Here is a 26,687-nt window from a genome sequence, read left to right on the forward strand (position 1 = left end):
TTGTTCCGGCATCCGGAACAATGCCCGCAAATAATTCCTATCGACACACTACCATATTGCGAAAGTTCAAAATTTCAGATCAAATTTCATCCAATTAGGATTAGGCCTCAGCCAGAGCGCGGACCTCCTGGATAATGTCCATGTACTTGCCGCCCTCATACTCTTCCCACATGGGCTCGCAGGCGTCCACAAAAGCCTGGAACTCATCAGGAGTCAGATCGACAAACTCAACGCCCTGCTCTTCCAGCTTGCCTCTGGCCTCAGCATCCACCTCGGCCCACAGCTCACGCTGCATCTCCCAGGACTCCAGAGCCGCATCGGCGATGATCTGAACGTCTTCCTCAGACAGGGTCTCACGCACCTTCTCGCTCATGATCAGCATGTCGGGAGCGCGGGTATGACCATCGAGGGTGATGTAAGGAGACACCTCATAGTGGGAAACCTCCAGGTACTGAACCACGGAGTTCTCGGCGCCGTCAATAACACCAGTCTGCAGGCCGGAATAAACATCGCCATAAGGCATGGCAGTGGGCTTGGCGCCCAGGGCCTCGATCATGCCCATCATCAGGCTGGACTCCTGCACACGGATATTCATGCCAGCCATGTCAGCGGGAGTGTGGATGGGCTTCTTGGAGTTGTAGAAGTTACGGGTGCCGCCGTCATACCAGGTCAGGCCATAGAAGCCGGCGTCCTTCATCTCCTGAGAGGTCATCAGCTCCATGCCGACGGTCTCCATAGCCTTCCAGAAATGCTCGTCATCATTGTACAGATAGGGCATGCTCAGAGCATTGAAGCCGTCCACAAACTCACACATGGGGCTGATGTTCACGCGTGCAAACTCAAGGCCGCCATACTGGCACTGCTCAATGGCAGACTTTTCGTCGCCCAGAACGGCGTCGTAATAGATCTCAATATTGATTCTGCCGTCAGTGCGCTCTCTGACCAGATCCGCCCAATGGCGAAGGGCAACGGAAACGTTAAAACCTTCGGCATGGTTTGTGCTGCAGCGCATAGTGATCGTTTCGCCGGAAGTGCCGGAACTAGAGGAGCTCGCAGCCTGGCTTCCGGAAGCGGCGCTGCCGCCGGACTGGCTGGAATTGTTGCCACCACAGGCAACCAGGGACAGAGACATTGCAATTGAAAGGGCCATAGCGATTAGTTTCTTCATTCTTCTTTCCTCCTATTGATTTGATTTTTTCGCAAAGGTATGTGCGTCAAGATCGCTCAGTGTTTCATCAGCAGCCGTGGAATTCAGGTGTTCTTTTCTCCAAAAAAGCCGCAATGCCCTCACGGGAATCCTGCGTTGTAAAGCAATAGGACAGAGCCAAAGAATCCGTCACATCGTTATGGGTAAAGGTGGAGCGGTTGATCAGCTCTTTATCCATCTGCATGGTAATGGGGGCCTTGGAAGCCAGCTCTACTGCCAACGCTTCCGCGCCGGCCCGCAGGGCGGGCACATCCTCATATACCTCGGTGACCAGGCCATACTGCAGCGCCGTCTCGGCGTGGATCCGTTTGGCCCGCAGGATCATATCCTTGGCCCGTCCTTCTCCGATGATACGCGGCAGACGAATGGTTCCGCCCCATCCAGGAATGATTCCCAGTGCAATTTCAGGCAGCGCAAACCGAGCATTTTTGCTGGCGATTCTGAAATCACAGCACATGGCCAGCTCCAGGCCGCCGCCCAAGCAGTACCCGTTGATGCAGGCAATGGTCGGAATCTTCAGCCACTCAATACGGTTGTAGACTTTGTACCCGCAGGTAATCAAATAGTGCGCGTCTTTCGGCTGATAACAAGGAGCTCCCATCATACCAATATCCGCGCCTGCAATGAAGGACTTTTCTCCCGCTCCTGTAAACATCAAGCAGCGGATCTCAGGATCGTCCTCCACCTGATCCAGCAGCCCATCGATCTTTTCCACAATGTCCGTATTCAGTGCGTTCATTTGCTTTGGCCGGTCAATGGTAATAACCGCCCAGCCGTTTTTCTTTTCCAAATATACTTCTGCACTCATTCTTTTTATCCTTCCTCTAGACTGTTTGTGGTTTAATCTTTACAATTCATCAACGATACTTCAAAAATCCGGGCATCCATCGTCTTTAAATTCTCAGAAATCTGGGGCTTGAAATCCATCTGTCCCAGGATATCCCGTTCCAGATCGATACCAGGGGCAATCTCAGTCAGGATCAATCCCTCTTCTCCCAGCACAAAGACACAACGTTCCGTCACATAGACGACCTTTTGTCCTTCCTCATGTGCAAAGCGGGAACTGAACGTGATTTGCTCCACATCCTGGATGAATTTGTGAATCCGTCCCTCCTGAAGAATCTTTACCTTTCCATCCGACACCTCTGTTTTCAGGCCGCCGGTGGTAAAGGTACCGCAGAATACCACTTGCTTTGCGGACTGAGAGATATCAATGAATCCGCCGCTGCCCGAGATCGTGGTGCCGAATTTACTCACGTTGACGTTACCCTTCGCATCCGCTTGGGCCAGTCCCAGGAACGTAGCATCCAGGCCCCGTCCAGAATAGAAGTCGAACTGAGCACACTCATCGATTACAGCCACAGGGTTGCTTGCCACGCCAAAAATGGCTCCCTGCGCCGGAACGCCGCCATAAATTCCCTGCTCGATGGTCATGGTAACCTGGTCCGAAAATCCCTCTTCGGCCGCGACTGCAGCTACGCCATCCGCCATGCCAAAGCCCAGGTTGATGACCGAGCCTTTTTTCAGCTCCATAAAGGCTCTCCGGGCTACCACTTTCCGCGCTGACAGCGGGAACGGTTTCAAATTTTTCAGAGGAATCTCCATATCGCCGGAGAAAGCCGGGTTATACTCGCCCTCGCCCGTTTGCATTTGCTCTGGGTCTACCACCACGGCATCAACATAAACACCGGGGATTGACACGCGCTTTGAGCCCAAGCTATTGGCCCGTGCAACATACTTGACCTGAGCAATCACAATTCCTCCGCTGTTGTGGGCTGCCTGAGCCGCCGCCAGCAAATCAAGCTTAGCAGGCTCCTGCTCCAGACTGATGTTCCCATCTTCATCGGCATACGTTCCGCGAATAATGGCCACGTCTACCGGGAAGGTCTTATAACGAAGGTACTCCTGTCCATCCAGCTCAATAAGCTCTACCAGGTCTTCCTTGGTAACTTCGTTCAGCTTGCCCCCGGACAAGCGGGGATCGACAAAAGTATATTTTCCGGTCTTTGTAATAAGACCGGGGCGGTGCGCTGCAATTTCACGATAAAGATGGCACAAAACTCCCTGAGAGAAGTTATAGGCCTCAATCTCGTTATTGACCGCCATGGCCTGCATTTCAGGTGACCAGCCCCAGTGTCCGCCCACCACACGGCGAACCATACCCTTATGGGCAAATCTGGTAATACCGGCACGCTGCTTATCTCCAATTCCAGAGGCATGTACTAACGTTATATTTTTGGGACTGCCAGTTTCCAAAAAGCGGTTTTCTATACCTTCCAGCAGAAAATGGGGCTCCATGACCCCACCACCGCTGCCAGTTAAAACCACGGTATCTTCGTCCTTGATCAGGGCAGCCGCCATTTCTCTTGTCATAACTTTCGACAAAACCTCTCGCACTCCCTTTCTATCAAACCATTTTGTCTATCACAAAAGAATTTTCCGTATCACTTTTTATTCAACAAGCCGCCTGCTATCACCAACGTTCCAAAGTTTTGTTTTAAGTACACGATTTCCTTCTTGTGATCTTGTCTATTTCTACCAAATGTCTCATTTATGAAATCGTTTGCATTTGTTGAGTTCATAATACTCTTTTTTGGCCCCTTGTCAAGACATATGGTATGTTTTCTCCTCTTTTTACAAAATCATCTTCCATTTTTTGTAGCAATTCCAAAAAACTTTTTTTCATACATCTCTCCTACGTTCTCAATCTCTTTTCCGGCTTGAAAACGGGGCTATTTTTCTCTCTGGAAAAATTCTACGTTTTATATAAATATTTGTTTTTTATCTATATTTATCGAAAAATTTCACAACTCATGATTGCATTTTCTCATCAATGTATTACAATATAAGTCAGACGTCCGTTTGGTTTATTTTGTGGCCATCGGCAGCTATTTTTCTACCCTTATGTCTCAATCAATACGTTTGCATTTATATTTATGGCTTTAATTGACACAAATTACCTCTTTTTCCAAATTTAACCAAAACTTTCTGGAAAACCCACGCCAATTGCCCATAATGATCGGCTCAAAAGCCCCTTGCAGGGCCAAATCGGCCTTTTGTCCGCATGGCAGCTTTTTGCAAATTGCCAGCAACCGCTAGTTCATTTCATTTTTTGCAATCATTTTCATTCTATTGCCATCCCCCCTAATTCGAATCAAAAGGAGGAACCTCGTCAGAGGGAAAATTTTATGAAGGCATTTATGGATCATGATTTTCTTTTGAATACCAAAACCGCTCAGCACTTATTCCATGACTACGCAGAAAACGCGCCTCTTGTTGATTATCATTGTCACATCAATCCCCGCGAGATTTATGAGGACCGCCGCTTTGAAAATCTCGCCCAAGTCTGGCTGGGCGGCAAACAGCCAGACGGTTCCTATGCAGGCGACCATTATAAGTGGCGCGTCATGCGCTCCAATGGGGTCAGTGAGGATTACATTACCGGCGATCAGCCCGATTATGAGCGTTATTTAAAGTTTGTCGAGTCTTTGCAGATGGCGATCGGAAATCCCATGTACCACTGGTGCCATTTGGAGCTGAAAAAATTCTTCGGCTATGACAAGCCTTTGACTCCGGAAACCGCAGAAGAGGTCTGGAGGCACTGCAACGACAAGCTGCAGAACGACCCCAACATGACCGTCCGCGGCCTCATCCGTCAGTCCAATGTGGCCTTCATCGGCACTACGGACGACCCGACGGATTCTCTGGAGTGGCACAAAAAAATTGCCGCTGACCCCACTTTCACCGTGAAGGTATGCCCGTCCTTCCGTCCGGATAAAGCCATCAACATCCAGAAACCCGGCTATCTGTCCTATATCGATCAGCTGGCCCACTGTGTGCAAAAAGAGAGTCTGGACTCTGTGCAAGAGATCTGCGACGCTCTGGAACAGCGGCTGGAATACTTTGTCAGCCTGGGATGCCGGGCCAGTGACCACGGCCTGGATTATATCCCCTTCCGCCCCTGTACCGCAGAGGAGGCCAACGCCGTTTATCAAAAGGTCCGCGCCGGCCAAGCCATCTCCGAAGTGGAATCTGAGCAGTATCAGACCTACCTTCTGATCTGCCTGGCCCACCTCTATCATAAAAACGATGTGGCTATGCAGCTGCACTACTCCTGCCTGCGCAACCCCAACGAGAGCATGTTCCCCATTCTCGGACCCGATACCGGCTTTGATGTGATTTCCCAAAACAGCTGCGGCGCCAATGTGGCTGCCCTGCTGTCCTGCCTGTACAAGACCCGCCAGTGTCCCAAAACCGTTCTCTACTCTTTGAACCCATCGGATAATGCTCAGTTGGGCTCTATTTTGGGAGCATTCCAAACCGATGAGCTGCCCGGAAAGATTCAGCACGGCTCTGCCTGGTGGTTCAACGACACGAAAGTCGGCATGATCGACCAGATGGTATCCCTGGCAAATCTGGGACTGCTGGGAAATTTCATCGGTATGCTCACCGACTCCCGTTCGTTCCTGTCCTATGCGCGCCATGATTATTTCCGCCGTATCCTCTGCAACCTCATCGGCGACTGGGTGGAAAATGGTGAGTACCCCGCTTTGGAAGAGAATTTGAAGCGCATTGTTGACGGCGTTTGCTACAAAAACGCCTTGCGGTACTTTTCCTTGGAGACGGACTGATTTTCCTGTACACTTTCGAATCAGCTGAGAATCTTCTAAAAAGAAACAGATGGGCCGAGAAATGAAATTCTCGGCCCATCTGTTTTTGTTCTGGCCATGTTCCTTTTCGTTTTCTGCCGGTTTATACTCCTGTACCGTGCTTTTTACAGGGTCACCCCGTCTTTGAAAATAGCAATATCCCGGAATCCATGCTGTTCTCCCAACGTCTGTCTCCCCGATGCCACTTCCAGAATATAGCGGAAAAAGTCCCGGCTCATGTTCTCCATGGAACCATTTTCAAGCAAGGCGCCCGCATTGAAATCAATCCAGTTTTTCTTCCTGTGATATAAGTCCGAATTGCTGGATATCTTCACGGTAGGGACAGGAGAATGGAAGGGAGTGCCTCTTCCCGTGGTAAACAGCACAATTTGTGCGCCTGACACAACCAGCGCTGTGGTAGCTACCAGATCGTTTCCCGGTGCCTGAAGCAGGTTAAGTCCCCGGATGCGGACCGGTTCCCCGTACTTCAGCACATCTACAACGCTCCCTCTTCCGCCTTTTTGAATACATCCCAACGATTTGTCTTCCAGCGTAGAGATCCCTCCCGCCTTGTTTCCGGGAGACGGATTCTCATATACCACCTGTCCGTGCCTTGTAAAATAGTCTTTGAAATCGTTGATCAGCGAGACCGTTTTTTCAAACACTTCCTGGCTCTGACAACGGTTCATCAAAATAGTCTCTGCGCCAAACATCTCCGGAACCTCGGTCAGGACAGCAGTTCCTCCCTGAGCCGTAAGAAGGTCGGCAGCCGCTCCCACCAGCGGGTTGGCAGTAATGCCGGAAAATCCATCGGAGCCGCCGCACTTCAAACCCAAAATAAGCTCCTGCGCAGGGCAGGGCTCCCGCTTGCATGTCCCCGCATAGGCGATCAGTTTACGAATGCATTCCACTCCCTGGTCCACTTCATCCGGGTAGTCCTGACAGTTGAGAAAGCGAATGCGCTCCGGATCATACTCACCCAGAACAGCACGAAATTCCTGAATGTTGTTGTTTTCACAGCCCAGGCCAAGTATCAGCACACCACCGGCATTGGGGTGCTTTGCCAATCCGGCCAGCGCTTCTTGGGTCATGGCGTGGTCCTCAGACAGTTGGGAACACCCATAGGGGTGCTGGAACGCACAGACATTCTCTACCGTACCCGTGATCAGCGGCCGGGATTTCTGCTCGATTTGCTGTGCGATGGAATTGACACATCCCACGGTAGGAATGATCCAGATCTCATTTCGAACGCCTACTTTTCCATCGTTTCGCCGGTATCCCAAAAAGTACTCGGTCTCTTCCCGCCGCTGCTCCGGCAGCACAGGGGCGTAGGTATAGTCCAATTTTTGGTTGAGATTGGTCTGTAAATTGTGGGTATGGACCCACGCTCCGGCCGGGATCATCTCCTTGGCACGGCCAATGGGATAACCGTACTTCAGGACATTGCTCCCTTTCTCAATGGAACAAAGAGCAATTTTGTGGCCTGGGGCAATGTCTTCCAGAATCACCAGTTCCTGATCTCTGACGGAAATGGTCTCTCCCTTATGAATAGGGCGCAGAGCAATGGCTACGCTGTCGTCTGGATGGATCACAATGATATCGCGCACAAAACCACCTCTTTACATCAACTCACGGGCCGCTGCCATCATTCCACTATCCAGAATCCTCTGCAAGTCGGCGGATACCTGCTCCACAAAGCCGGGCAAAGCACGCAGATCTTCTTCCCAGAAGGCACTGTGCGCCGCCGCAGCTTCCACATACTGGGGTACGGAGTCGGCGGCAGAATGGGCCGCAAAAAACTCCATCACTTCCCGGTCATCCCGAATCGGGTATTCTTCCCCGCCTCTTGTTCCCTTCAGACCGTCCTTGTCCCGCGCCCCACGGTAAAACGCCAGCAGAGCGGCAAAGGAAAACGTCAGAAGACGGGGCAGCCGCTCTTCCCTCTGGAAGAAATCCTTCAGCGAAGGCAGCACGCGCGTTTTCCATTTGGATACCGAATTGAGAGAGATATCCAGCAGGCTGTGGCGGAGAAAAGGATTTCCAAAGCGCTCAAAAACCGCGCTTGCATATGCGCTGGCCTCTGCCTGAGGCAGGGGCACTGTAGGAACAATTTCTTCATAAACCATTTTCTTAAGGTACGAGGAAAAAACAGGGTCGGCCATAAGCTCGCCCACCGTATCAAAACCCGCCAAATAGCCAGCCAGGGCTGTGGCTGTGTGGGCGCCGTTCAAAATACGAACCTTGCGTTCCCGGTAGGGGGTCAAATCCTGTACAAACAATACCGGAAGCCCCGCGCGATCCAGTGGGAACACCCCCTGCACATCCGTTCCCATCTGCTCAATCCCCCAAAAGGAAAAGGGCTCTGCAATGTCCAGCAGCGGGTCCTCATAGCCCAGACGCTGTGCAATGGCCTCCCCTTCGTCTTTCGGAGCACCTGTAACGATCCGGTCCACCAGGGTGTTGCAGAAGGTACAGCTTTTTTCCACCCAGCACCGAAAGCCGTCCCCCAGCTTCCACAAATCAATATATTGATTCACGCAGCGCTGAAGCCGCTGGCCATTTCGTTCATTCAGCTCACAGGGAAGCATGATAAGCCCACGGGTAGGGTCTCCGCGGAAATGCTCAAACCTCTGGTACAGCAGCTTCGTCAGCTTTCCCGGAAATGTGTCTGGAGGACACAGCTCAAAGCGGTCACTTTCCTCGAATACAATACCCGCCTCCGTGGTATTGGAGACCACCAGCTTCAAGGTCTCAAGCCGCGCCAGCGCCTCATATTCCTCATATTGGCCATAACATTCGATCGCCTTCTGAATGCTGGTAATCACCCGCGCTTCATCCACCACCGCTCCGTTCTGATACCCCCGAAGCAGGACGGTATACAGCTCATCCTGTTCACGGAAACGGCTGAGTGTCCCGTTCTTCCGCGGTTTCACCATCGCAATTCCAAAGTCGGTGATCCCCTGCTCATTGGCAACGTCAATCATATGGTCGGCAAATGCGCGCAAAAAATTTCCTTCTCCATATTGAAGGACCACAATGGGCCGTTCTTTCTTTTCAACCTGTGCTTGATTCAGCCTTTCCATAGTGATTCTTCCTTTCTTCGCAGTCCGCGCTCACGGCTGCTGCATCCAGTTTCTTGCCTCTTCTCAAACCTTAGTCCGTAAAATAATCCGGATAGGCAGAGATAATCGCTTGGGCGCATTCCAGCCACCGCCCCAAGTGCCGTTGGCAAAAAACACTGATATCCACGTCGGCCGGGATCCCCAATGACAAGTAGTAATAAAGTTTTTTGTGCTCCTCCAAAATCAAGTTTTGGTCCGGACGGCTGACCGCGCTGTCCAAATAGCGCACCCGGTCAAAGTGGGCACACATCTTATGGACGCAGTCGCCAATCCGTTCCCGCCCGCTAAATTTGTACAGAAACATATGCATAGCGTCATCCAGGAAGAAAAATTCCGGACTAATGCTGCCTGCACACTTATTCAAAACTTCCTCTTGGTTTGCCAAATTCTCCTTTAACAGGCTAATGCAGTCCGCGGACAATTTTCCTGCCAACTCCTGCACAATCACATTTTCCAGCACCAGGCGCATAAAGTAGCCCTCGCGTACACTGCTCAGGCTGATCCGGCTCACCTTACTGCCACGCTGGGGCATAATATCCACAAGTCCCTCATCTTTCAATAAAATCAGGGCTTCCCGGATGGGAGTGCGGCTCATTTCCAGGCACTCGATCAATTCCGATTCATTGAGGACAGTGTCGGGCGGCAAGCACATTGTAACAATGTTATGGCGCAGCACCCGGTAAGCATACTCCCGCCCCCGCTCGCCATCGCGGCGTTCATCCATACATTCCAGTTTCATCGTTTCTCACATCCTCCTCAGCCAGCCCCTTGGACCCGTGATCGCATTTTTTCTATCGGTCCGATATAAAAGCCGGGGAGCTTGCGATTCTTTCAGCTCCCCGGCCCATTTGCAGCTAATTTACCCTCTGCACTCTTTGACGATCTGGACCGCCTCAGCTGTCAAAGCACGTATCTTATCAAACTCTCCCGCTTTGATCATATCTCCCTTGACCATCCAGCTTCCGCCGCAGGCCCAGATCCGATTGTAGCCCAGGTATTTCCGAACATTATCCGCATTGATGCCGCCCGTGGGCATAAAGCTCATATCTACATAAGGCGCCGCAATCGCCTTAATGTAATCCAAACCGCCAGCCTGCTCCGCCGGGAAGAATTTCACCACATCCAGACCAAACTCCAACGCCTGCTCCACATCGCTGGGGTTCGCGCAGCCAGGGGTAATGGGAATATTCCGATCCACACAGTACTTGGTCACTTTGGGATTGAGACCGGGGCTGACAATAAACTTGGCCCCGGCAGCCACGGCCCGGTCCACCTGCTCTGTGGTCAGAACCGTTCCAGCTCCCACCAGCATCTCAGGGTATGCCTCTGAAATCAGCCGGATGCTCTCTTCGGCAGCGGCCGTGCGGAAGGTGACCTCTGCACAGGGCAGGCCGCCCTCCATCAGCGCCTTAGCCAGAGGCACGGCGTCTTTGGCATCATTGAGCACAACAACCGGTACGATCCCCAGTTCATGAATTTTCTCTAAAACTGCATTCATTTTATATGCCTCCTATTGCACAAGTAACTTTGCTTTCCTGCTCAGCGCTGGACACGGGCACCGGCGCCGCCCATAATGGCCTCTACCTCTTTCTTGCGGGCCATGGTCGTATCACCGGGCGTGGTCATGGCCAGGGCGCCGTGGGCCGCTCCGTAGTTCACAGCCAATTCGGCATCGCTAGTCGTCATCAGGCCGTAGATCAGACCAGAGGCAAAGGAATCTCCTCCGCCAACCCGGTCCATGATTTCCAGGCCCTTGTAATCCTTCGCCTTATAAATCTCACCATCGGCCCAGCACAAGGCGCTCCAGTCATTGACAGTTGCAGTCTTGACCTGACGCAGGGTGGTGGCCACGGCCTTGAAGTTGGGGTACTCCTCCACCGCCTTGTTGATCATCTTCTTGTATCCCTCAATATTCAGGGTCTTGAGGTTTTCGTCGTTGCCCTCGATCTGGAATCCCAGACAAGCGGTAAAGTCCTCCTCGTTGCCAATCATGACATCGACATACTTGGCAATCTCCTTGTTGACCTCCTGGGCTTTGGCCTGCCCGCCTATCGCACTCCACATAGAGGGCCGGTAATTGAGATCGTAGGACACAATCGTGCCATACTTCTTGGCGGTCTTAATGGCATCCAACACGGTCTGGCAGGACTGTTCAGACAACGCAGCATAGATGCCTCCTGTGTGCAGCCAGCGGACCCCCAGCTTTCCAAAAATATACTCGAAATCAAAGTCCTCACTGGTCGCTTTGGAAATAGCAGTGTTGGCGCGGTCAGAACATCCCACAGCCCCCCGAATACCAAAGCCACGCTCTGTAAAATTCAATCCGTTGCGGCAGATGCGGCCAATGCCGTCTGTCTTCATCCATTTGATGAGGGAAGTGTCCACTCCGCCCTGGAGGATCAGGTCCTCCATCAGCAATCCCACTTCATTGTCCGCAAACGCAGTGATCACACCGGTCTTTAAGCCAAAGCAGCGGCGCAAGCCTCTTACCACATTGTATTCGCCGCCGCCTTCCCACACTTTGAATTCCCGCGCCGTACGAATCCGGCCCTCGCCGGGATCCAGCCGCAGCATAACCTCACCCAGGGACACTGCATCATATGTACATTCATTTGCAGCCTTCAGATTGAGTTCCATCGTAACGATACTCCTTTCACATTTTACCATCTCAGCGGCTTCTGCTTTCGCCTCGGCACGCTGAATGTCGACTTACTCGTCCAGATATTTCTTCAAGGTAGCGCGAACCGCTCCAGGTCCGCTGATTTCCTCCAAGAACATGTGCTCAATGGTATCCCCCAGGCCAACCTTGTAGAGATCCACGCCAAAGATGTTTTCATTGGACAGGATGGGCTTCAGCTGCCCTGTGTAGGTCTCCGGTTTGCCCCACTGGATGCCAGACAACTGCTCGGTCAACTGGGGCAGCATGGGATCCGGCGAACGTTCAAAGCTCTCGCCTTCATCGTTCACCCCCAGCAGATAGCGGCACCATCCCGCCAGGGCCAGGGGGATTGCGTTCAGCTTTTTCGCATCGTGATACTGAGCGACGTAAGCTTTGATGGTCTCACCATATCGGATGCCCACTTTCTGCGAGGTATCCGTGGCAATCCGCTGAGGCGTATCCGGCATAAAAGGATTGGGGATACGAACGTTAATGACCTCATCCACGAAATCCATGGGAGACAGAATGCCGGGATCTGTGACGACGGGCATTCCCTCAACCGGTCCGATCTGATACACCAGCTTTTTAAGCTGTTCGTCCTTCATCTCATCCGCAATCAGCTGATACCCCAACACACAGCCATATACGGCCAGAGCCGTATGCAAGGGGTTGAGGCAGGTGGTGACCTTCATGCGCTCTACCTTATTCACCGTCTCCCGGTCGGTCATATAGACGCCGGCTTTCTCCAGCGCAGGCCGCCCATTGGGGAAGCGGTCCTCAATCACCAGATACTGGGGCCCCTCCGCATTTACAAAGGGAGCAATATAGGTGCGCTTGCCGGTCACCACAATATCCATGTCTTCTACGCCGAGCTTCTGCAGCTCCTCGCGCACGGATTCCGCCGGGCGGGGCGTAATTTTATCGATCATAGACCAGGGGAAGGAAACCTGCTCCTCATCGCTGAGGTAGGCCAGGAAGTCTTCGGGGACGAATCCCTTCTTCATCCACTCGCTGGCCATGGTAACCACAGCATTGCGCAGCTTTTCTCCGTTGTGGGAACAGTTATCCATAGAACAGACCGCCAACTTGGCTTTTCCGGCATTGTAGCGCTCCAACAGCAGGGCACAGACCACCGCTATGGCAGAATTTGCCTTGTCAGGGCCCGCGTCAATGTCCGCCTGAATAAAGGGCATATACTGGCCGTCCGGGCCGGTAAGCGCATATCCCTTCTCTGTGATGGTGAAGGAGACCATCTGCAGCTCAGGATTGCGGAAAATCGTTTTGAGCCGCTCCCATTCTTCTGCCACACTGCTGCGGGCCTTGATGGCCTCTGTAAGGGAGCCGATCACAACCTTGTCGGTAGAGCCGTCTGTTTTCAGCGTGACGCCAAGAACCAGATTGTCATACGGGCGATAGATCTGGTCTACAACGTCAAAATCAAAGGCTTCCACACAGGTAATTCCCTTATTCGCCTCGCCCGCAGCCAGCAGTGCATCGGCCAGGCCGCCAATAAAAATCCGAAAAATATTTCCAATTCCAAAATGGACCCACACAGGAGATTCCTTTGTGCGCTCCACCACAGACTGAATGTCATAGGCAGGAACTCTGATCCCTGCTTGTTCCCATGCCTGCTTGTCCTGCAGCCCTGCCAACGTCAGCTTCATGCTCAATTTCCTCCCATCCGTTCCAGTACAAATCACTGTTTGCCCTTGTCACTTTTTTCAATGGCCTCCCAAAGGCCCTGAAGATATGTGGCGCCCAGCGCTCGGTCGTACAAACCATAGCCCGGTCTTCCAACCTCTCCCCAGATCATACGGCCATGGTCCGGACGGATATAGGTATCGGGGCAAGTGTCATAGATCGCTTTCATAATCTCATACAGGTCCAAATCGCCGGTGGAAGACAAATGAGCCGCCTCACGGAATTTGTGATGACCCAGGTATTTGATGTTGCGGACGTGCAGGCACCCAATCCGGTTCATCTCACCAAAATGGCGGATAATGGCCGGCAGATCATTATTCGGATCCGAGCCCAAAGATCCCGTGCACAAGCACAGCGTATTGCAGGGAGAATCGTACAGCTTCACAATCTTATCGTAGTCTTCCTGGCTGTGGGCAATGCGCGGCAGCCCAAAAATAGGCCATGCAGGATCATCGGGATGGCAGGCCATAACGACACCGCACTCCTCGCAGGTGGGAATAATCCCCTCGAGGAAATACTTGTAGTTAGCCCGCAAATCATCCGGGGTGATGGTCTCATAACGCTTTAAGGTCGTCTCCAGCTCAGCCAGGCGCTCGGGCTCCCAGCCAGGCAGAGAAAAACCGTTGCAATTTTCAATGGTATTGCGGACGATCTCCAGAGGTCCCATATTCCCCAGCTCAGCCTCGTCAAAATACAGGCTGTTAGAGCCGTCTTCCGGAATCTCACGGGCCAAATCAGTCCGCAGCCAGTCAAATACGGGCATGAAATTATAGACAATAACCTTTACGCCATACTTGGCCAGATTCCGGATCGTTGTGCAGTAGTTTGCGATGTACTGGTCCCGAGTGGGTAAGCCCATCTTGATGTCTTCATGAACATTGACCGATTCAATCACTTCACACTCCAGGCCGGCAGCATGAACCTCATCAATGTAACTCTTGATTTCCTCCTCAGTCCAAACCTCTCCCGCCTCTTTGTAATCCAGGAATCCCATCAGGCCTGTCATGCCGGGAATCTGTTTGATTTGGGACAAGGTGATGCTGTCACTGTTGGAACCATACCAGCGAAATGTCATTTTCATGCAGCAGTCCTCCATATGAATTCAAATTTTCAACTGACGTTTGATCAAAATGGCCTTCCGTCTTGCTTTTATTCTTCGCATCGCTATACTAATATATTTTATTTTTCGTTTCAATATTTAAATCTTATAAATTTACTGCCTATTTTTTGTTTATTTTTACATGTTTTTTTAAGAAAATTATGGTTTTTATATTTTTGCTGCGTTTAAATACAGTTTTAATTTCCAAACTAATATATTACACGCAGAAAAATTATCCGTTTCTTTCTCTTTCTCATTTCTCATGATTCGCTAAATTGACCTTTTTTTGCACAGACACTTGACATTTCTCCTGTTATTTGGTAGTACAAGTTTAGTCAGGCTTTACATTCCTTCATATTTCAGTTACACATATGGGAGGTATATTACTATGAAAAAAGTTGTGCTGGCATCCGACAATTCCGGTTTTCGGCTGAAGGAGGCCGTGAAAAAGCATTTGCTGGAACTTGGCTATGTTTTAGATGATGTGGGCATGGTCCAGGAAGATACCCCCGTGGCATACTACGATGCCGCTGTCAACTTGGCAAAAGCCATGCAGACCGGAAACTATGACCGCGGCATTGTCATCTGCGGCACAGGCGCTGGAGTCAGCATGATCGTCAATAAGTTCAAGCACATCTACTGTGTGGCCTGTGAGAGTGTTTACACCGCTGAGCGTTGCTCCCTGATCAACAATGCAAATGTGTTGGCCATGGGAGAAAATGTGGTAAGCTACGCTATGGGCAGCGAGATGGCCGAGAAGTGGCTGGCCGCCAACTGGTGTGAAGGCTTCAGCGACGAGCGCCGCAAGCGCAACGAGACTGGTTTTTCCATTCTTTCTCAAGTTGAGAACGAAAACTTCCGCTGATTTTCTTCGGCGCCCCGCCTGTCTGTCCGCTTCCCCATTCCCAGAACAAAGGCTCCAGCTGGTCGGGCAAGCAGAGAGCCTATGATCCAAGGGGTACTGTTTCAAGCAGAAAAACAACGAGACGGCCAAAGGCAAACTGCCTTTGGCCGTCTCGTTTATGTTCGATTCCCCTATATTACCCGAACATCAAGTTCAGGTCCACATTTCCTTCAATTCCGGCCACTGTGCCGGTGTGGGTGTACTGCCACAGGTCAAAGTGGTAGTAGAAATCCGGCTTATGGTCATACTCAGCCAGCCATAGGGTGTAGTCCGTGAGCTCCCGCAGATCATAGTGGAGATATCCCAGGTCCTGGTTAAAATAGACCGCAGGTTCATATCCTGCCTGAGCCACTTTCGCACAGAAAGCACCGGCACACTGGGTGAGCATCTCACCGGTCAGTCCATCGGTACGTGCGTTCTGACCGGAGGTAATGGGCTCCCAGTCAAATGCGATGGGGCCGGTCACCTGGTAGTCCTCAATGGCATTTAGGACAAAGGCCGCTTCCGCCTCCGCCTCCTGTGGGGTAATGGCCTGGGAGAAGAAATAGATTCCCACCTCAAGTCCCGCGTCCAGAGCCCCCTGGATGTTGGTCTCAAACCGCTCGTCCATCATAAGCCCACCCTCGGTGTAGCCCCGGTAACCCAGACGGATGATGGCAAAGTCGATTCCGTCCGCTGCCACCGCCTGCCAGTCAATCTCCTGCTGGTAAAAGGATACATCCACCCCGGTTTTGGCTCGAACGCCGTCCTTTTCATAGTTCACCCGGCCCTTTTCATCCAGAGAGAACGCCTCCCGGTCATAGGGGTTGCGGGGCATGTCTTCCATGGCCAGCAGAGTCTGGTCTCCATATTGGAAGGTCTCCGGTTCTGGGGCCAATTCCTCTCTTAACACCAGATACAAGGCCGAGCCCGCCATCACAATGGCCAGAACGGCCAGGACCATCGCAGCAATTCCCAGCCAGTTTTTGGTTTGCTTCCGGTCTGCGCCGGGCAGATTGTCGTTCATAGGAATTCCTCCTTCCGAGCTTCGACAATTTTCCCCATTATAACAGAGGCAGACAGAAATAGCAACGCGCGAAAAATCCCTCTCCAATTTCCGGTGAAATCAGAGAGGGATTTTATTCTAATCGATAGAAGCCGTTACCCGATGACCTGCCGGGCCACGTCCACACTTTGCTTGGCATCCTTCGCATAGAAATCGGCGCCGATCTGTTTTGCATAGTCCGCCGTGAGCACCGCTCCGCCCACCACCACTTTACAGGGGAGGTTTGCCTTACGCAGCAGGGTGATGGTCTGCTCCATACTGCGCAGCGTGGTGGTCATCAGCGCAGACAGTCCCACCAAGGGGGCACGGTACTGCTCCGCCGCCCGGACCACGGCCTCCGGGTCCACATCCTTGCCCAGGTCAACCACCGGATAGCCGTAATTTTCCAGCAGAACCTTGACAATATTCTTGCCGATGTCGTGGATATCCCCCTTTACGGTGGCCAGTACAATGGGGGCTTTCTCCGTCCCTTCCGGCTGGGCGGGCATAGTCTGACGAATCACCTCAAAGGCGGCCTGCGCAGCCCCGGCGGATTGGATGAGCTGAGGCAGGAACACCCGTCCCGCTTCAAAATTAGCCCCCACCCTGTCCAGCGCCGGAATCAGGATGTCGTCCACAATGGCCATGGGGTCGGTGGACTCCAGCAATTTGCGGGTACATTCCCCCGCCTCCCCCCGAAGGCCGGCCTCCACGATCTGCCCCAGGCTCCGCTCACCCCCCATGGGGACGGACGTCTGCTTTCCGCCTGTGGCAGTGATCGAGGTGGAAATGGTGGCCCCGCCATAGGCGGCGATAAACTCCCGCGCCTCCTGATCCAGGTTCATGAGCAAATGATAGCTGCGCACTGCAGCCATCATCTCCTCCATATTGGGATTTATGATGGGCAAATCCAGGCCGCAGGTCATGGCCATGGTCAGGAAATTCTGGTTGATGAGGGGCCGGGCAGGCAGGCCGAAGGAGATGTTCGATACCCCCAGCACAGTTTTGAGCCCCAGCTCACTGTGAACCAGTCTCAGAGCTTCCAAAGTCTGGGCGGCGCCCTCCTGCTCCGCGGAGACCGTGAGGGTAAGACAGTCAATGTATACGTCCTCCCGCCGGATGCCATAGGACAGAGCGGTGTCTAAAATCCGCCGGGCAATATCCATGCGGGCCTTCGTGCTCTTGGGGATTCCCTCCTTGTCCAGGGTCAGGCCTACCACCGCGGCGCCGTATTTCTTCACCAGCGGGAAGATGGCCTCCATGGTCTCTCTGTCCCCGTTGACCGAATTGACAATGGCCTTGCCGCAGTAGATGCGAAGGGCCTTTTCCAGCACCTCGGGCCGGGTGGAATCCATCTGGAGGGGAGCATCGGTGACCCCCTGGAGGGCCTTGACCACCCGGACCATCATCTCCCCCTCGTCAATTTCGGGCAGGCCCACATTCACATCCAGAATGTCCGCTCCCGCCTCCATCTGCTCCAGGGCCTGGCCCAGCATGAAGTCCACATCGCCCCGGCGCAGGGCCTCCTTCATCAGCTTCTTCCCGGTGGGGTTAATGCGCTCACCGATGACCCGCACCCGGTCAATAGGCACCACAGTATTCGGACTGCACACGGCGGCAGGAATGGTTTTTCTCTCATAGGGCTGGATCGTTCGGCCATCCAGCGCCTTTTTCAGCAGAGCAATGTACTCCGGGGTAGTGCCGCAGCATCCCCCGTAGCACTTCACCCCCAGCTCGGTAAGCTCCGCCATGGCGCAGGCAAACTCCTGGGGGGTAATGTCATAGCCCGCCCCTGCCGGGTCAGGGAGCCCGGCGTTGGGCTTGATGGAGATGGGCAAGGTGGTCCAGCGGCGCAGCTCTTCCACCAGCGGAGGCATCTCTCGGGGGCCCAGGGAACAGTTCACCCCAATTACATCCGCCCCCATTCCCTCCAGGGTCAGGGCGGCAGCAGCGGGAGAATGACCCAGGAAGGTCCGGCCCCGCTCTTCATAGGTGAGGGAAACCATAACCGGCAGATCGCTGTTTTCCTTCACGGCCAGCAGGGCGGCCCGGCACTCCTGAAGATCCGTCATGGTCTCGATCATCACCAGGTCCGCGCCGGCCTTCACCGCGGCGCGCACCTCCTGGGCAAAGATATCCACTGCCGTCTCAAACTCCAGCGAGCCCGTGGGCTCCAACAGCTGGCCTGTAGGGCCTATATCCAAAGCGACCAAGGCCCGGCCCGCGGCGGCCTCTTTGGCCAGAGCGATCGAAGCAGGAATGACCTCCTCCACCGTTTTCCCGGTACGGCGCAGCTTTTCCCGGTTGGCTCCAAAGGTATTGGCGCACAAGATCTGTGCCCCCGCCTCCACATAGGAGCGGTGGATGTCCTTCACCCAGTCCGGGTGTTCCAGGGCCGCCACCTCGGGGTATTCCCCCAGCTTCAGCCCCTTGGCCTGAAGCATGGTGCCCATGCCTCCGTCCAGAATTACGGGAGCCTCCCCCCGCAGCAGCGCTTCAAAGTCCACAGTGTCCTCCCGCCTTTCGATACTGGCAGCCCTCCCGTGCCGGACAGCCCAGGCAGCTGCGGTGTGTTGGTTCCAATTGGTTCTCTGAGATTCCTAGGATGGCGGTCACCGACTTGCGCGGGGTAAGCAGGAAACTCTCATTGGTGCACAACCCCACCCGGCGGGGCGCGTCCAGCAAATTGAGCAGCTCTTCCTGGATCTCCAACGGCAGGTCCCCGTAGCCGGGGCTATAGCGGTACGGGAAGAAGCAGCCGGGAAACTTGCTTTGAAGCTCCAGCTCGATCTGGTCGCACAGCTCCTCCACCGCCGCCGATGCGCAGCAGTCCAGGGCCAGCGCACAGGTCATATCCCGCCGCTCCGCCCGGCGAATGAGGGTATCAACCTCTGCACCAAGGGTCGCACAAAAGACCGCGGCCCTGGAGCAGCCGGACAAGTGGCCCTTTAGATCTACCCCAGGCAAAAGAAGCCCGCTCTCCAGCCGCACACCCTCCGCTTCATGGGTCAGAGACGCTCCCCGCCAGGCCCAGCGGGGATGCACCGCAGCCAGCAGCTCTCTGCTGCAGTCCTCTACCAGTGCCCGAAGCCCCTCCCCTGCCTTTTCCGGCGGACAACCCATGTACCGCAGGACCTCGTCGATGTCCACACGGGAAATGGAAATGGTCGCGGCCATTACAGCAGAATGATCCCCGCGTCCTCGCAGGCCTTTATGTTGGCCTCATCCCACAAGGAGGACTGTACCTCGCCGATGTGGGCCTTACCCAGCAGCAGCATGGACACCCGTGACTGGCCGATGCCCCCGCCCATGGTCAGAGGAAGCTCCCCGTTCAAAAGCAGCTTATGGAAGGGCAGCTCCCGGCGGTTTTCACAGCCGGCCAGCTTCAGCTGCCGTGCCAGACTCTCCTCGTCCACCCGGATTCCCATGGAGGACAGCTCAAAGGACCGCTTTCCCACGCTGTCCCATACCAGCAGGTCACCGTTCAGGTCCCAGTCGTCATAGTCGGGGGCCCGGCCGTCGTGGGGCTTGCCGGAACGGAGCTTGCCGCCGATGCCCATCAGGAAGGTGGTGGGGTGCTCCTTGACATAGGCATGCTCCCGCTCCTTGGGGGTAAGGTCGGGGTACAGGTCCTCCAGCTCTTGAGTGGTAACAAAGGACACGTCGGTAGACATCTGGGGCAGCACGCACAGCTGGGGGAACACGGTGCGCAGGAAGTTCTGGGTGTCGGCCAGCGCGCCTACGATGGAGCGGACCGTAGCCTTCAAATATTCAGGGTTACGCTCCTCCCGTGCGATGATCTTCTCCCAGTCCCACTGATCCACATAGGCGGAGTGGAGGATATCCAGCTCCTCATCCCGGCGGATGGCGTTCATATCCGTGTAGAGGCCTTCGCCCACCTGGAACTGATAGCGCTTCAGGGCCAGGCGCTTCCACTTGGCCAGGGAGTGGACAATGACTGCATCTCCCTCCACACCGTTAATGTCAAAGGACACCGGCCGCTCCACACCGTTCAGATCGTCGTTCAGGCCAGAGGAAGCCGCCACAAACAGAGGGGCGGATACCCGGTGCAGCCGCAAGGCACCGGAGAGCTTGTCGGCAAACAGCCGCTTAAGAAGGTCGATGGCCTTCTGGGTCTCGTAAATGGACAACAGGGGGGTATACCCCTGGGGCAAAACGATTTCTCTCATATTGGACACTCCTTGTCATCTGGATTCCCTGACCCTCCCATCGGGGCCAGGAGATCTGTCCGCCCCGGCCGCAGGCACACGGGCAGGCAATTCAATAGATAGTATTATACAAAATCCCGGCGAGAAACGCAACGGCGGCAGCCGGATTTTGCGCTCCATTCCGGGTTTTTCTTGCCAAAAATCCCTCCCGTGAGTATAATGGGACAAAACCAGTCACATTAAAATGCAGAGGAGCGGCGTATGAAATTCATTTCCTGGAATGTAAATGGCCTGCGGGCCTGTATGAAAAAGGGATTTCTGGACTTTTACCAGGCCCAATCCCCGGACTTTATGTGTCTGCAGGAGACGAAGATGGAGCAGGGCCAGGCAGACGTCCCCCTGGGGGAGGGGATTTTGGAGTACTGGAACTCGGCAGAGAAAAAGGGCTACTCCGGTACTGCCATTTTTACCCCCCACACCCCTCTCGCTGTAGCCTACGGCATGGACAAGGACATCCACGATCACGAGGGGCGGCTCATCACCCTGGAGTATGAACACTTCTATCTGGTGTGCTGCTACACCCCCAACGCCCAGGATGGACTCAAACGGCTGGACTACCGCATGCAGTGGGAAGAGGATCTGCGGGATTACCTCATGTCCCTGGACAAGGTCAAGCCGGTCATTTACTGTGGGGACCTGAATGTGGCCCATGAAGAGATCGACTTGAAAAATCCCAAGACCAACCGCATGAACGCCGGGTTCTCCGACCAGGAACGGGAAAAAATGACCGTCCTGCTCTCCTCCGGCTTCACCGATTCCTTCCGCTATCTCTACCCCGACGTGACCGGGGCCTACTCCTGGTGGTCCTACCGCTTCAACGCCAGAAAGAACAACGCTGGATGGCGTATTGATTATTTTATTGTATCCGACCGGCTCCGGGACAAGATCCGGCGCGCCGAAATTTTGAACACCATCGAGGGCAGCGACCACTGCCCGGTGCTGCTGGAGCTGGAACTCTAAGCGGCATACCCGTTCCATTTTCGATTGAGAAAGGAGGCCCCAACCATGAAACTGGCGGAGCTATTTGGCAAAGGAAAAACCGTATTTTCCTGTGAGGTGTTTCCTCCAAAACGGGACACCCCTGTGGACAGCATATATACCACGCTGGATGGACTGAGGGACATCCGCCCCGATTTTATCTCCGTCACCTACGGGGCCGGGGGCACCAAAGTCAACCAGACCACCCGTGCGATCGCCTCCATTATTGAAAACCGCTACCACGTCCCCGCCATGGCCCACCTCACCTGCGTGGCCGCCGGGAAGGAAGACGTGGACCAGCTCCTGGCCGACCTAAAGGCGGACGGTGTGGAAAATATCCTGGCCCTTCGGGGGGACATCAACCCCGACTATCCTCCGAAAACGGATTTTACCCACGCCAGCGACCTGGTGACTTACATCCACTCTCGGGGCGATTTCGGCGTCTCCGCCGCCTGCTACCCGGAGGGGCACCTGGAAAGTCCTGACCTGGTCAGCGACATCCGGCATCTGAAGCAGAAAGTGGACGCCGGCGCCCAGCACCTGGTCAGCCAGCTTTTCTTTGATAATGAAGATTTCTTCCGCTTTTTGGAGCGCTGCCGCATCGCCGGCATCAACGTCCCCATTGAGGCGGGCATTATGCCCGTGCTGTCCCAGGCCTCCATCCAGCGGATGGTATCCATGTGCGGCGCCAGTATGCCTCGAAAGCTGACCCGCATTTTAGCCCGGTATGGGGATCATCCCGACGCCCTGCGGGAGGCGGGCATCGCCTATGCCATCGACCAGATCTCCGACCTGATCGCCGGCGGCGTGGATGGCATCCACCTTTATACTATGAACAACCCCGATGTGGCCCGGCAAATTGCCGGCAGCATCTCCTCCATCCGCCGGGTGTAAGAAGGTTTTGAAAGTTTCATAAATTTTTAAGGAGTCTTTTGTCGTTTTTTTCCGTCCGATGTGATAGAATACCACCGACATCTGGAAAAGGAGGCGTAATTTGCGCCTATGAAACGACGGATCGCTCTGCTTACGGCCGCCGTCCTGCTCTGTCTGGGGGGCGGCTTTTTCTTGTACCACACTGGTTTTTTTGCCGCCGCCGCCTCTGCAGAGGGGCTGCGCAGCTATATTGACCGCTTCGCCCCCTACTCCCACCTGTGCTTTTTCCTGGTACAGTTCCTCTCTGTAGTGCTGGCTCCCATTCCCAGCAATATTACCTCCCTGGCCGGAGGAGTTCTCTTTGGTACCTGGATTTCCTTTTTCCTGACCTACGCCGCGGTGATCTCCGGTTCTCTGCTGGTCTTTTCTCTAACGCGGGGACTGGGGCGGGAGTTTGCCGACCGTCTGGTCAGCCGGAAGCTGTCGGAGAAATATCAGTCTATTTTAGAGGCAAAAGCCCCCATCTTTTTGGCCCTGGCGTTTCTGTTTCCCTTCTTCCCGGATGATGTCCTGTGTATTCTGGCCGGTTTGACCTCTATCTCGCTGCGCCGCTTTCTTGTCATCATGCTTCTCACCCGTCCCTGGGGGCTGCTGTTCTCCTGCGCCCTGGGCGGCTCCACCATTTCCCTGCCTTTGTGGGCCATGATCCCCATTGCCCTGGCCGGGCTGGCGCTCTTCCTGCTGGGAATGCGCTACGGAAACCAAGTGGAAGAGGCTTTGCTGCGCCGGTTTAAGGCATGGCAGAATCGGAAATAATACGGTTTGGAGCGGGCTGCCAGCTCGCTCCAAACTTTTTTACTTTTTTTGAATTTTCCTCTTTACAAATGTCTTTCCATATGGTAGTATATGCCCGTAATAAGAATTACTACTGTTAAGGAAAGGAGGCCGGCCATGGAGCGTGCCACACGATACAGTAAAAAGCGGGCGGATATGCTCACCTTGCTTCAGTCTACCGACTGTCACCCCTCCGCCGAATGGGTCTATCAAAAGCTTAAGCCGACCCACCCCGACCTCAGCTTAGGTACGGTCTACCGCAACCTGATTTTTTTCCAAAACCACGGACTCATCCAAAGCGTGGGCGTGGTTCAGGGGCAGGAGCGGTTTGACGCAGTGACTGAGCCCCACAGCCATTTTGTTTGCGAATGCTGCGGATCTGTTATCGATCTTCCCAAGATTGCTCTGGGAAGCGACCTGGACCAGTCCGTTAGCCGGCAATATGGGCTTGCAGTTTCCAGGCATGAGCTCACCTTCCATGGGCTGTGCCCCACCTGCACCCAATCCAATCAACAAGAACTTGTATTAAATTGAGGAGGAATTCGATTATGAAGAAGTTTGTTTGTACTGTTTGCGGTTATGTCCATGAGGGCGACAGCGCTCCTGAGTTCTGCCCCCTGTGCAAGGCCCCCGCTGAGAAGTTCAAGGAGCAGGCCGGTGAGAAGACCTGGGCTGCTGAGCACGTGGTGGGCGTGGCCCAGGGCGTGGATGAGGAGATCATCAAGGGCCTGCGCATGAACTTCGAGGGCGAGTGCTCCGAGGTGGGTATGTACCTGGCCATGGCCCGTGTGGCTCACCGTGAGGGTTACCCCGAGATCGGCCTGTACTGGGAGAAGGCCGCCTATGAGGAGGCTGAGCACGCCGCCAAGTTTGCCGAGCTGCTGGGCGAGGTAGTCACCGACTCCACCAAGAAGAACCTGGAGCTGCGCGTGGACGCCGAGAACGGCGCTACCGCCGGCAAGTTCGAGCTGGCCAAGAAGGCCAAGGAGCTGGGTCTGGACGCCATCCACGACACCGTCCATGAGATGGCCCGCGACGAGGCCCGCCACGGCAAGGCTTTCGAGGGCCTGCTGAAGCGTTACTTCGGCTAATTTTAACTGTTGCCGCCCCCTTGGCCCTGCCAAGGGGGCGTTTTTCTCCCTTGATTTTCTCCCTATCTCTATGGTATGATTGCCTGTACCCATCCAATTCTCCGCTTGAAAGGGGGGCGATGCCATGGACGAACCGATTATCATTCACCCCCAGCTCTCCCCGAAGGGGCGGGTCATTGCCGTCAGCGATATTCACGGGAACCTCCCCTTCTTTTCTGCTCTGATGGACAAGATCGCCCTAACCTCTGACGACAGCCTCATTCTGGTGGGCGACATGATCGAGAAGGGCAAGGATAGCCTAGCTCTGCTGCGTCGGCTGATGGAGCTGTCCCACACCCACACGCTCTATCCCCTGTGCGGCAACTGCGACGGACTGGTCCTGAACTTTTTTGAGACGGATGCATTGGACCAGCGCTTCTTCTCCTCCTACCTCCCCCAACACCCGGAATCTGCCATCCGGCAGCTGGCGCGGGAGGGCGGCTTTGAGCAGCTGGAGGATCTGCCCCGGCTGCGCCGGGACCTGCGCTCAGCCTACCCGGAGGAATGGGCATGGCTGAAGTCTCTGCCCACCATTCTGGAGACCGATCGTCTGGTTTTTGTCCACGGAGGGGTCCCTTCCTTGGAACATATGGAGCGTCTCAACCGTTGGCGCTGCATGAAAAACGACGATTTTCTCTCCCAGGGCCACCGCTTTGACAAGTGGGTGGTGGTGGGCCACTGGCCCGTTACCTTGTATAACCCCCAAATTCCCTCCGCCGCCCCCATTCTCCTCCCAGACCGGAAGATCGCTTCCATTGACGGAGGCTGCGTGCTGAAAGCGGATGGCCAGCTCAATGCTTTGATTCTCCCTTCTCCCGATTCTCTGGAATTTTCCTGGACCGCCTGGGACGGCCTTCCCACCGGTACGGCTCTGGATGCTCAGGCTCCCAGTGAGGACAGCCTCAATATCCGCTGGGGCCGCTCCGCTCTGGAGCTCCTGGAGCAGGGAGAGGAGCTGTCCTGGTGCCGCCATGTGGAGACGGGCCGGGAGCTCTGGGTGCTCAACGCCTATCTCCGCCAGGGGCCAGAGGGCCTGTGGTGCGAGGACTCCACCGATTACCGTCTCCCCGTTACCCCTGGCGACCGCCTCACTGTGGTTTGGCAGACAAAAAACGCCTCCTTATGTAAAAAGGACGGGGTAACCGGTTGGTACTTTGGCCGTATTACCGATATACAACGATAAAAGGATCTGGCAGGGGAAAAACCTCTGCTCAGAACCGGAAATAAGGATTTGAATTTATGTTAGACTTCCAACCCCTGCAATTAGAAGATCTTCCCAAGCTGCGGCCGTTTTTTGGATACAGCGGCAGCCGTATCTGCGACACCACCCCCGGCACTGTGTTCATCTGGCGGGATATGTACAAAACGGAGTGGGCCATTTACGACGGCTCCCTCTATTTTAAAGTGCTCTATCCCGGCCTGGGAGAGACCTTTACCCTTCCTCTGGGGGGCGGACGTTGGGAACACTACACCCAGATTGCCGCCTACTGCTGCCGCCGGAATATGCCCATTGCCTTCTACCCCGTTCCCAAGGATGAGCTGGAGCGGCTTCAGGAGTTCTTCCCCAACAGCACTGCCGCTGCCGAACGGGACAACTTCGACTACCTGTACCGGGCAGAGGATTTGAAATACTTCCGGGGCAAAAAGTTGAGCGGCCAGCGCAACCACGTAAACAAGTTCCTGAAAACCTATGGAAACTGGCTCTTCCGCCCCATTGAACCAGCAGATATTCCTCAGGTGAAGGCATTTCTGGACCGTTATGCCAGCCGGTGGGACAAGTCCGCCGCCACCTTCCACGAGGACATCACCAAAACCCACGAGGTGCTGGACAACTACCAGTCCTACGATCTGTTGGGCGGTATGCTCCTGGTAGACGGAGAAATCGTGGGCTTCTCTCTAGGGGAGATCATTGGCGACACCCTGTTCACCCACATTGAGAAGGCTGACCGGGATTATGAGGGCTGTTATCAGATGCTGGTGGCCCAGTTTGCCCAGCAGTTTGCCCACGAGGGGGTCGCCTTCATTAATCGTGAGGACGACACCGGAGATCCGGGCCTGCGCACCAGCAAGCTGTCCTATCATCCCGTTGCCCTGTTGGAAAAATATACGGTCACGGTGGAGGAGCCCTGCGCCTTCTGCTGATATAAAAAATGGTCCCGGCCAATTTGGCCAATGTCACTTAGTTAGCAAGTAAGGAACCTCACAAAGGCAGCACACAGCAAAGCGAAAGCAAGCTGTGTGCTGTCTTTTGCGACATTAGGGCATGACAACAAAGCGG

General features: G+C 54.4%; 23 protein-coding genes. 9 read left to right on the top strand and 14 right to left on the bottom strand.

Annotation, left to right across the window (positions count from 1 at the left end; all coding sequences use genetic code 11):
* Window positions 1-100: 100 nt before the first annotated feature.
* From ACTQ3R_RS13940 to ACTQ3R_RS13950, 3 genes are all read right to left on the bottom strand, one after another.
* Window positions 101-1,168: a TRAP transporter substrate-binding protein gene (locus ACTQ3R_RS13940; protein WP_441779860.1), complete on the bottom strand. Its 1,068-nt coding sequence runs from the start codon at window positions 1,166-1,168 to the stop codon at window positions 101-103.
* Between the two features lie 67 nt (window positions 1,169-1,235).
* Window positions 1,236-2,015, bottom strand: coding sequence for an enoyl-CoA hydratase/isomerase family protein (locus tag ACTQ3R_RS13945; protein WP_441779859.1), 780 nt, complete (start codon window positions 2,013-2,015; stop codon window positions 1,236-1,238).
* 32 nt (window positions 2,016-2,047) lie between these two features.
* A complete protein-coding gene (locus ACTQ3R_RS13950) occupies window positions 2,048-3,580 on the bottom strand; it encodes an acyl CoA:acetate/3-ketoacid CoA transferase (RefSeq protein WP_441779858.1) in 1,533 nt (510 codons plus the stop codon).
* A gap of 815 nt (window positions 3,581-4,395) precedes the next feature.
* Between ACTQ3R_RS13950 and uxaC the strand changes: the two genes are divergently transcribed.
* A complete protein-coding gene (uxaC, locus tag ACTQ3R_RS13955; protein WP_441779857.1) occupies window positions 4,396-5,838 on the top strand; it encodes a glucuronate isomerase in 1,443 nt (480 codons plus the stop codon).
* A gap of 143 nt (window positions 5,839-5,981) precedes the next feature.
* On the opposite strand, the gene ACTQ3R_RS13960 is transcribed toward uxaC, so the two are convergent.
* The 7 genes from ACTQ3R_RS13960 to ACTQ3R_RS13990 all read right to left on the bottom strand — a co-directional run bounded on the left by ACTQ3R_RS13960 (window position 5,982) and on the right by ACTQ3R_RS13990 (window position 14,419).
* The gene (locus ACTQ3R_RS13960) at window positions 5,982-7,463 is read right to left on the bottom strand and encodes a UxaA family hydrolase (RefSeq protein ID WP_441779856.1); all 1,482 of its coding nucleotides are present in this window, start codon (window positions 7,461-7,463) and stop codon (window positions 5,982-5,984) included.
* Between the two features lie 12 nt (window positions 7,464-7,475).
* Window positions 7,476-8,939 carry a tagaturonate reductase gene (locus ACTQ3R_RS13965; protein WP_441779855.1) on the bottom strand — a complete coding sequence of 488 codons (1,464 nt, stop codon included), beginning with the start codon at window positions 8,937-8,939 and terminating at the stop codon, window positions 7,476-7,478.
* 70 nt (window positions 8,940-9,009) lie between these two features.
* Window positions 9,010-9,717, bottom strand: coding sequence for a GntR family transcriptional regulator (locus ACTQ3R_RS13970; RefSeq protein WP_441779854.1), 708 nt, complete (start codon window positions 9,715-9,717; stop codon window positions 9,010-9,012).
* Window positions 9,718-9,837: 120 nt separating this feature from the next.
* Window positions 9,838-10,476, bottom strand: a complete 639-nt coding sequence (locus ACTQ3R_RS13975; RefSeq protein ID WP_441779853.1) for a bifunctional 4-hydroxy-2-oxoglutarate aldolase/2-dehydro-3-deoxy-phosphogluconate aldolase — start codon at window positions 10,474-10,476, stop codon at window positions 9,838-9,840.
* Window positions 10,477-10,517: 41 nt separating this feature from the next.
* Window positions 10,518-11,615, bottom strand: coding sequence for a sugar kinase (locus tag ACTQ3R_RS13980; protein WP_441779852.1), 1,098 nt, complete (start codon window positions 11,613-11,615; stop codon window positions 10,518-10,520).
* A 72-nt stretch (window positions 11,616-11,687) separates the two neighbouring features.
* Window positions 11,688-13,301, bottom strand: coding sequence for a mannitol dehydrogenase family protein (locus ACTQ3R_RS13985; protein ID WP_441779851.1), 1,614 nt, complete (start codon window positions 13,299-13,301; stop codon window positions 11,688-11,690).
* Between the two features lie 32 nt (window positions 13,302-13,333).
* Window positions 13,334-14,419, bottom strand: a complete 1,086-nt coding sequence (locus ACTQ3R_RS13990) for a mannonate dehydratase (RefSeq protein WP_441779850.1) — start codon at window positions 14,417-14,419, stop codon at window positions 13,334-13,336.
* Window positions 14,420-14,825: 406 nt separating this feature from the next.
* Between ACTQ3R_RS13990 and ACTQ3R_RS13995 the strand changes: the two genes are divergently transcribed.
* Window positions 14,826-15,302 carry an RpiB/LacA/LacB family sugar-phosphate isomerase gene (locus ACTQ3R_RS13995; protein ID WP_441779849.1) on the top strand — a complete coding sequence of 159 codons (477 nt, stop codon included), beginning with the start codon at window positions 14,826-14,828 and terminating at the stop codon, window positions 15,300-15,302.
* Window positions 15,303-15,477: 175 nt separating this feature from the next.
* Here ACTQ3R_RS13995 and ACTQ3R_RS14000 read toward each other — a convergent pair whose 3' ends face one another.
* The 4 genes from ACTQ3R_RS14000 to asnA all read right to left on the bottom strand — a co-directional run bounded on the left by ACTQ3R_RS14000 (window position 15,478) and on the right by asnA (window position 20,555).
* Entirely contained in the window at window positions 15,478-16,347 is an 870-nt protein-coding gene (locus ACTQ3R_RS14000) for a glycoside hydrolase family 25 protein (protein WP_441779848.1), read from the bottom strand.
* A gap of 134 nt (window positions 16,348-16,481) precedes the next feature.
* Complete coding sequence (locus ACTQ3R_RS14005; protein ID WP_441779847.1) at window positions 16,482-18,872, bottom strand: homocysteine S-methyltransferase family protein; 2,391 nt, start codon at window positions 18,870-18,872, stop codon at window positions 16,482-16,484.
* Complete coding sequence (locus ACTQ3R_RS14010) at window positions 18,862-19,542, bottom strand: vitamin B12 dependent-methionine synthase activation domain-containing protein (protein WP_441779846.1); 681 nt, start codon at window positions 19,540-19,542, stop codon at window positions 18,862-18,864. The genes ACTQ3R_RS14005 and ACTQ3R_RS14010 overlap by 11 nt, the downstream gene beginning before the upstream one ends.
* On the bottom strand, window positions 19,542-20,555 hold the full coding sequence (gene asnA, locus ACTQ3R_RS14015; RefSeq protein WP_441779845.1) for an aspartate--ammonia ligase: 1,014 nt from the start codon (window positions 20,553-20,555) through the stop codon (window positions 19,542-19,544). Before asnA ends, ACTQ3R_RS14010 begins: the two co-directional genes overlap by 1 nt.
* 240 nt (window positions 20,556-20,795) lie before the next feature.
* Between asnA and ACTQ3R_RS14020 the strand changes: the two genes are divergently transcribed.
* From ACTQ3R_RS14020 to ACTQ3R_RS14050, 7 genes are all read left to right on the top strand, one after another.
* Window positions 20,796-21,554 carry an exodeoxyribonuclease III gene (locus ACTQ3R_RS14020; RefSeq protein WP_441779844.1) on the top strand — a complete coding sequence of 253 codons (759 nt, stop codon included), beginning with the start codon at window positions 20,796-20,798 and terminating at the stop codon, window positions 21,552-21,554.
* A 45-nt stretch (window positions 21,555-21,599) separates the two neighbouring features.
* Entirely contained in the window at window positions 21,600-22,466 is an 867-nt protein-coding gene (metF, locus tag ACTQ3R_RS14025; protein ID WP_441779843.1) for a methylenetetrahydrofolate reductase [NAD(P)H], read from the top strand.
* Between the two features lie 108 nt (window positions 22,467-22,574).
* A complete protein-coding gene (locus ACTQ3R_RS14030; RefSeq protein ID WP_441779842.1) occupies window positions 22,575-23,261 on the top strand; it encodes a TVP38/TMEM64 family protein in 687 nt (228 codons plus the stop codon).
* Window positions 23,262-23,396: 135 nt separating this feature from the next.
* A complete protein-coding gene (locus ACTQ3R_RS14035) occupies window positions 23,397-23,813 on the top strand; it encodes a Fur family transcriptional regulator (protein ID WP_441779841.1) in 417 nt (138 codons plus the stop codon).
* 14 nt (window positions 23,814-23,827) lie between these two features.
* Window positions 23,828-24,370, top strand: coding sequence for an NADH peroxidase (locus tag ACTQ3R_RS14040; protein WP_441779840.1), 543 nt, complete (start codon window positions 23,828-23,830; stop codon window positions 24,368-24,370).
* A 124-nt stretch (window positions 24,371-24,494) separates the two neighbouring features.
* Window positions 24,495-25,592 carry a metallophosphoesterase gene (locus ACTQ3R_RS14045; protein ID WP_441779839.1) on the top strand — a complete coding sequence of 366 codons (1,098 nt, stop codon included), beginning with the start codon at window positions 24,495-24,497 and terminating at the stop codon, window positions 25,590-25,592.
* A 56-nt stretch (window positions 25,593-25,648) separates the two neighbouring features.
* Window positions 25,649-26,551 (top strand): DUF2156 domain-containing protein, encoded by a 903-nt coding sequence (locus ACTQ3R_RS14050; protein ID WP_441779838.1) that lies wholly within the window; start codon window positions 25,649-25,651, stop codon window positions 26,549-26,551.
* The last annotated feature ends 136 nt before the right edge of the window (window positions 26,552-26,687 follow it).

The sequence above is a fragment of the Lawsonibacter sp. LCP25S3_E2 genome (assembly GCF_052117285.1).
Lineage (GTDB): Bacteria > Bacillota > Clostridia > Oscillospirales > Oscillospiraceae > Lawsonibacter.

Bases quoted from the DNA above. Each gene is read 5' to 3' on its own strand.
- ACTQ3R_RS13940 (WP_441779860.1), bottom strand. From the start codon at position 1,168: ATGAAGAAACTAATCGCTATGGCCCTTTCAATTGCAATGTCTCTGTCC.
- ACTQ3R_RS13945 (WP_441779859.1), bottom strand. From the start codon at position 2,015: ATGAGTGCAGAAGTATATTTGGAAAAGAAAAACGGCTGGGCGGTTATT.
- ACTQ3R_RS13950 (WP_441779858.1), bottom strand. From the start codon at position 3,580: ATGACAAGAGAAATGGCGGCTGCCCTGATCAAGGACGAAGATACCGTG.
- uxaC (WP_441779857.1), top strand. From the start codon at position 4,396: ATGAAGGCATTTATGGATCATGATTTTCTTTTGAATACCAAAACCGCT.
- ACTQ3R_RS13965 (WP_441779855.1), bottom strand. From the start codon at position 8,939: ATGGAAAGGCTGAATCAAGCACAGGTTGAAAAGAAAGAACGGCCCATT.
- ACTQ3R_RS13970 (WP_441779854.1), bottom strand. From the start codon at position 9,717: ATGAAACTGGAATGTATGGATGAACGCCGCGATGGCGAGCGGGGGCGG.
- ACTQ3R_RS13975 (WP_441779853.1), bottom strand. From the start codon at position 10,476: ATGAATGCAGTTTTAGAGAAAATTCATGAACTGGGGATCGTACCGGTT.
- ACTQ3R_RS13980 (WP_441779852.1), bottom strand. From the start codon at position 11,615: ATGGAACTCAATCTGAAGGCTGCAAATGAATGTACATATGATGCAGTG.
- ACTQ3R_RS13985 (WP_441779851.1), bottom strand. From the start codon at position 13,301: ATGAAGCTGACGTTGGCAGGGCTGCAGGACAAGCAGGCATGGGAACAA.
- ACTQ3R_RS13990 (WP_441779850.1), bottom strand. From the start codon at position 14,419: ATGAAAATGACATTTCGCTGGTATGGTTCCAACAGTGACAGCATCACC.
- ACTQ3R_RS13995 (WP_441779849.1), top strand. From the start codon at position 14,826: ATGAAAAAAGTTGTGCTGGCATCCGACAATTCCGGTTTTCGGCTGAAG.
- ACTQ3R_RS14000 (WP_441779848.1), bottom strand. From the start codon at position 16,347: ATGAACGACAATCTGCCCGGCGCAGACCGGAAGCAAACCAAAAACTGG.
- ACTQ3R_RS14010 (WP_441779846.1), bottom strand. From the start codon at position 19,542: ATGGCCGCGACCATTTCCATTTCCCGTGTGGACATCGACGAGGTCCTG.
- asnA (WP_441779845.1), bottom strand. From the start codon at position 20,555: ATGAGAGAAATCGTTTTGCCCCAGGGGTATACCCCCCTGTTGTCCATT.
- ACTQ3R_RS14020 (WP_441779844.1), top strand. From the start codon at position 20,796: ATGAAATTCATTTCCTGGAATGTAAATGGCCTGCGGGCCTGTATGAAA.
- metF (WP_441779843.1), top strand. From the start codon at position 21,600: ATGAAACTGGCGGAGCTATTTGGCAAAGGAAAAACCGTATTTTCCTGT.
- ACTQ3R_RS14030 (WP_441779842.1), top strand. From the start codon at position 22,575: ATGAAACGACGGATCGCTCTGCTTACGGCCGCCGTCCTGCTCTGTCTG.
- ACTQ3R_RS14035 (WP_441779841.1), top strand. From the start codon at position 23,397: ATGGAGCGTGCCACACGATACAGTAAAAAGCGGGCGGATATGCTCACC.
- ACTQ3R_RS14040 (WP_441779840.1), top strand. From the start codon at position 23,828: ATGAAGAAGTTTGTTTGTACTGTTTGCGGTTATGTCCATGAGGGCGAC.
- ACTQ3R_RS14045 (WP_441779839.1), top strand. From the start codon at position 24,495: ATGGACGAACCGATTATCATTCACCCCCAGCTCTCCCCGAAGGGGCGG.
- ACTQ3R_RS14050 (WP_441779838.1), top strand. From the start codon at position 25,649: ATGTTAGACTTCCAACCCCTGCAATTAGAAGATCTTCCCAAGCTGCGG.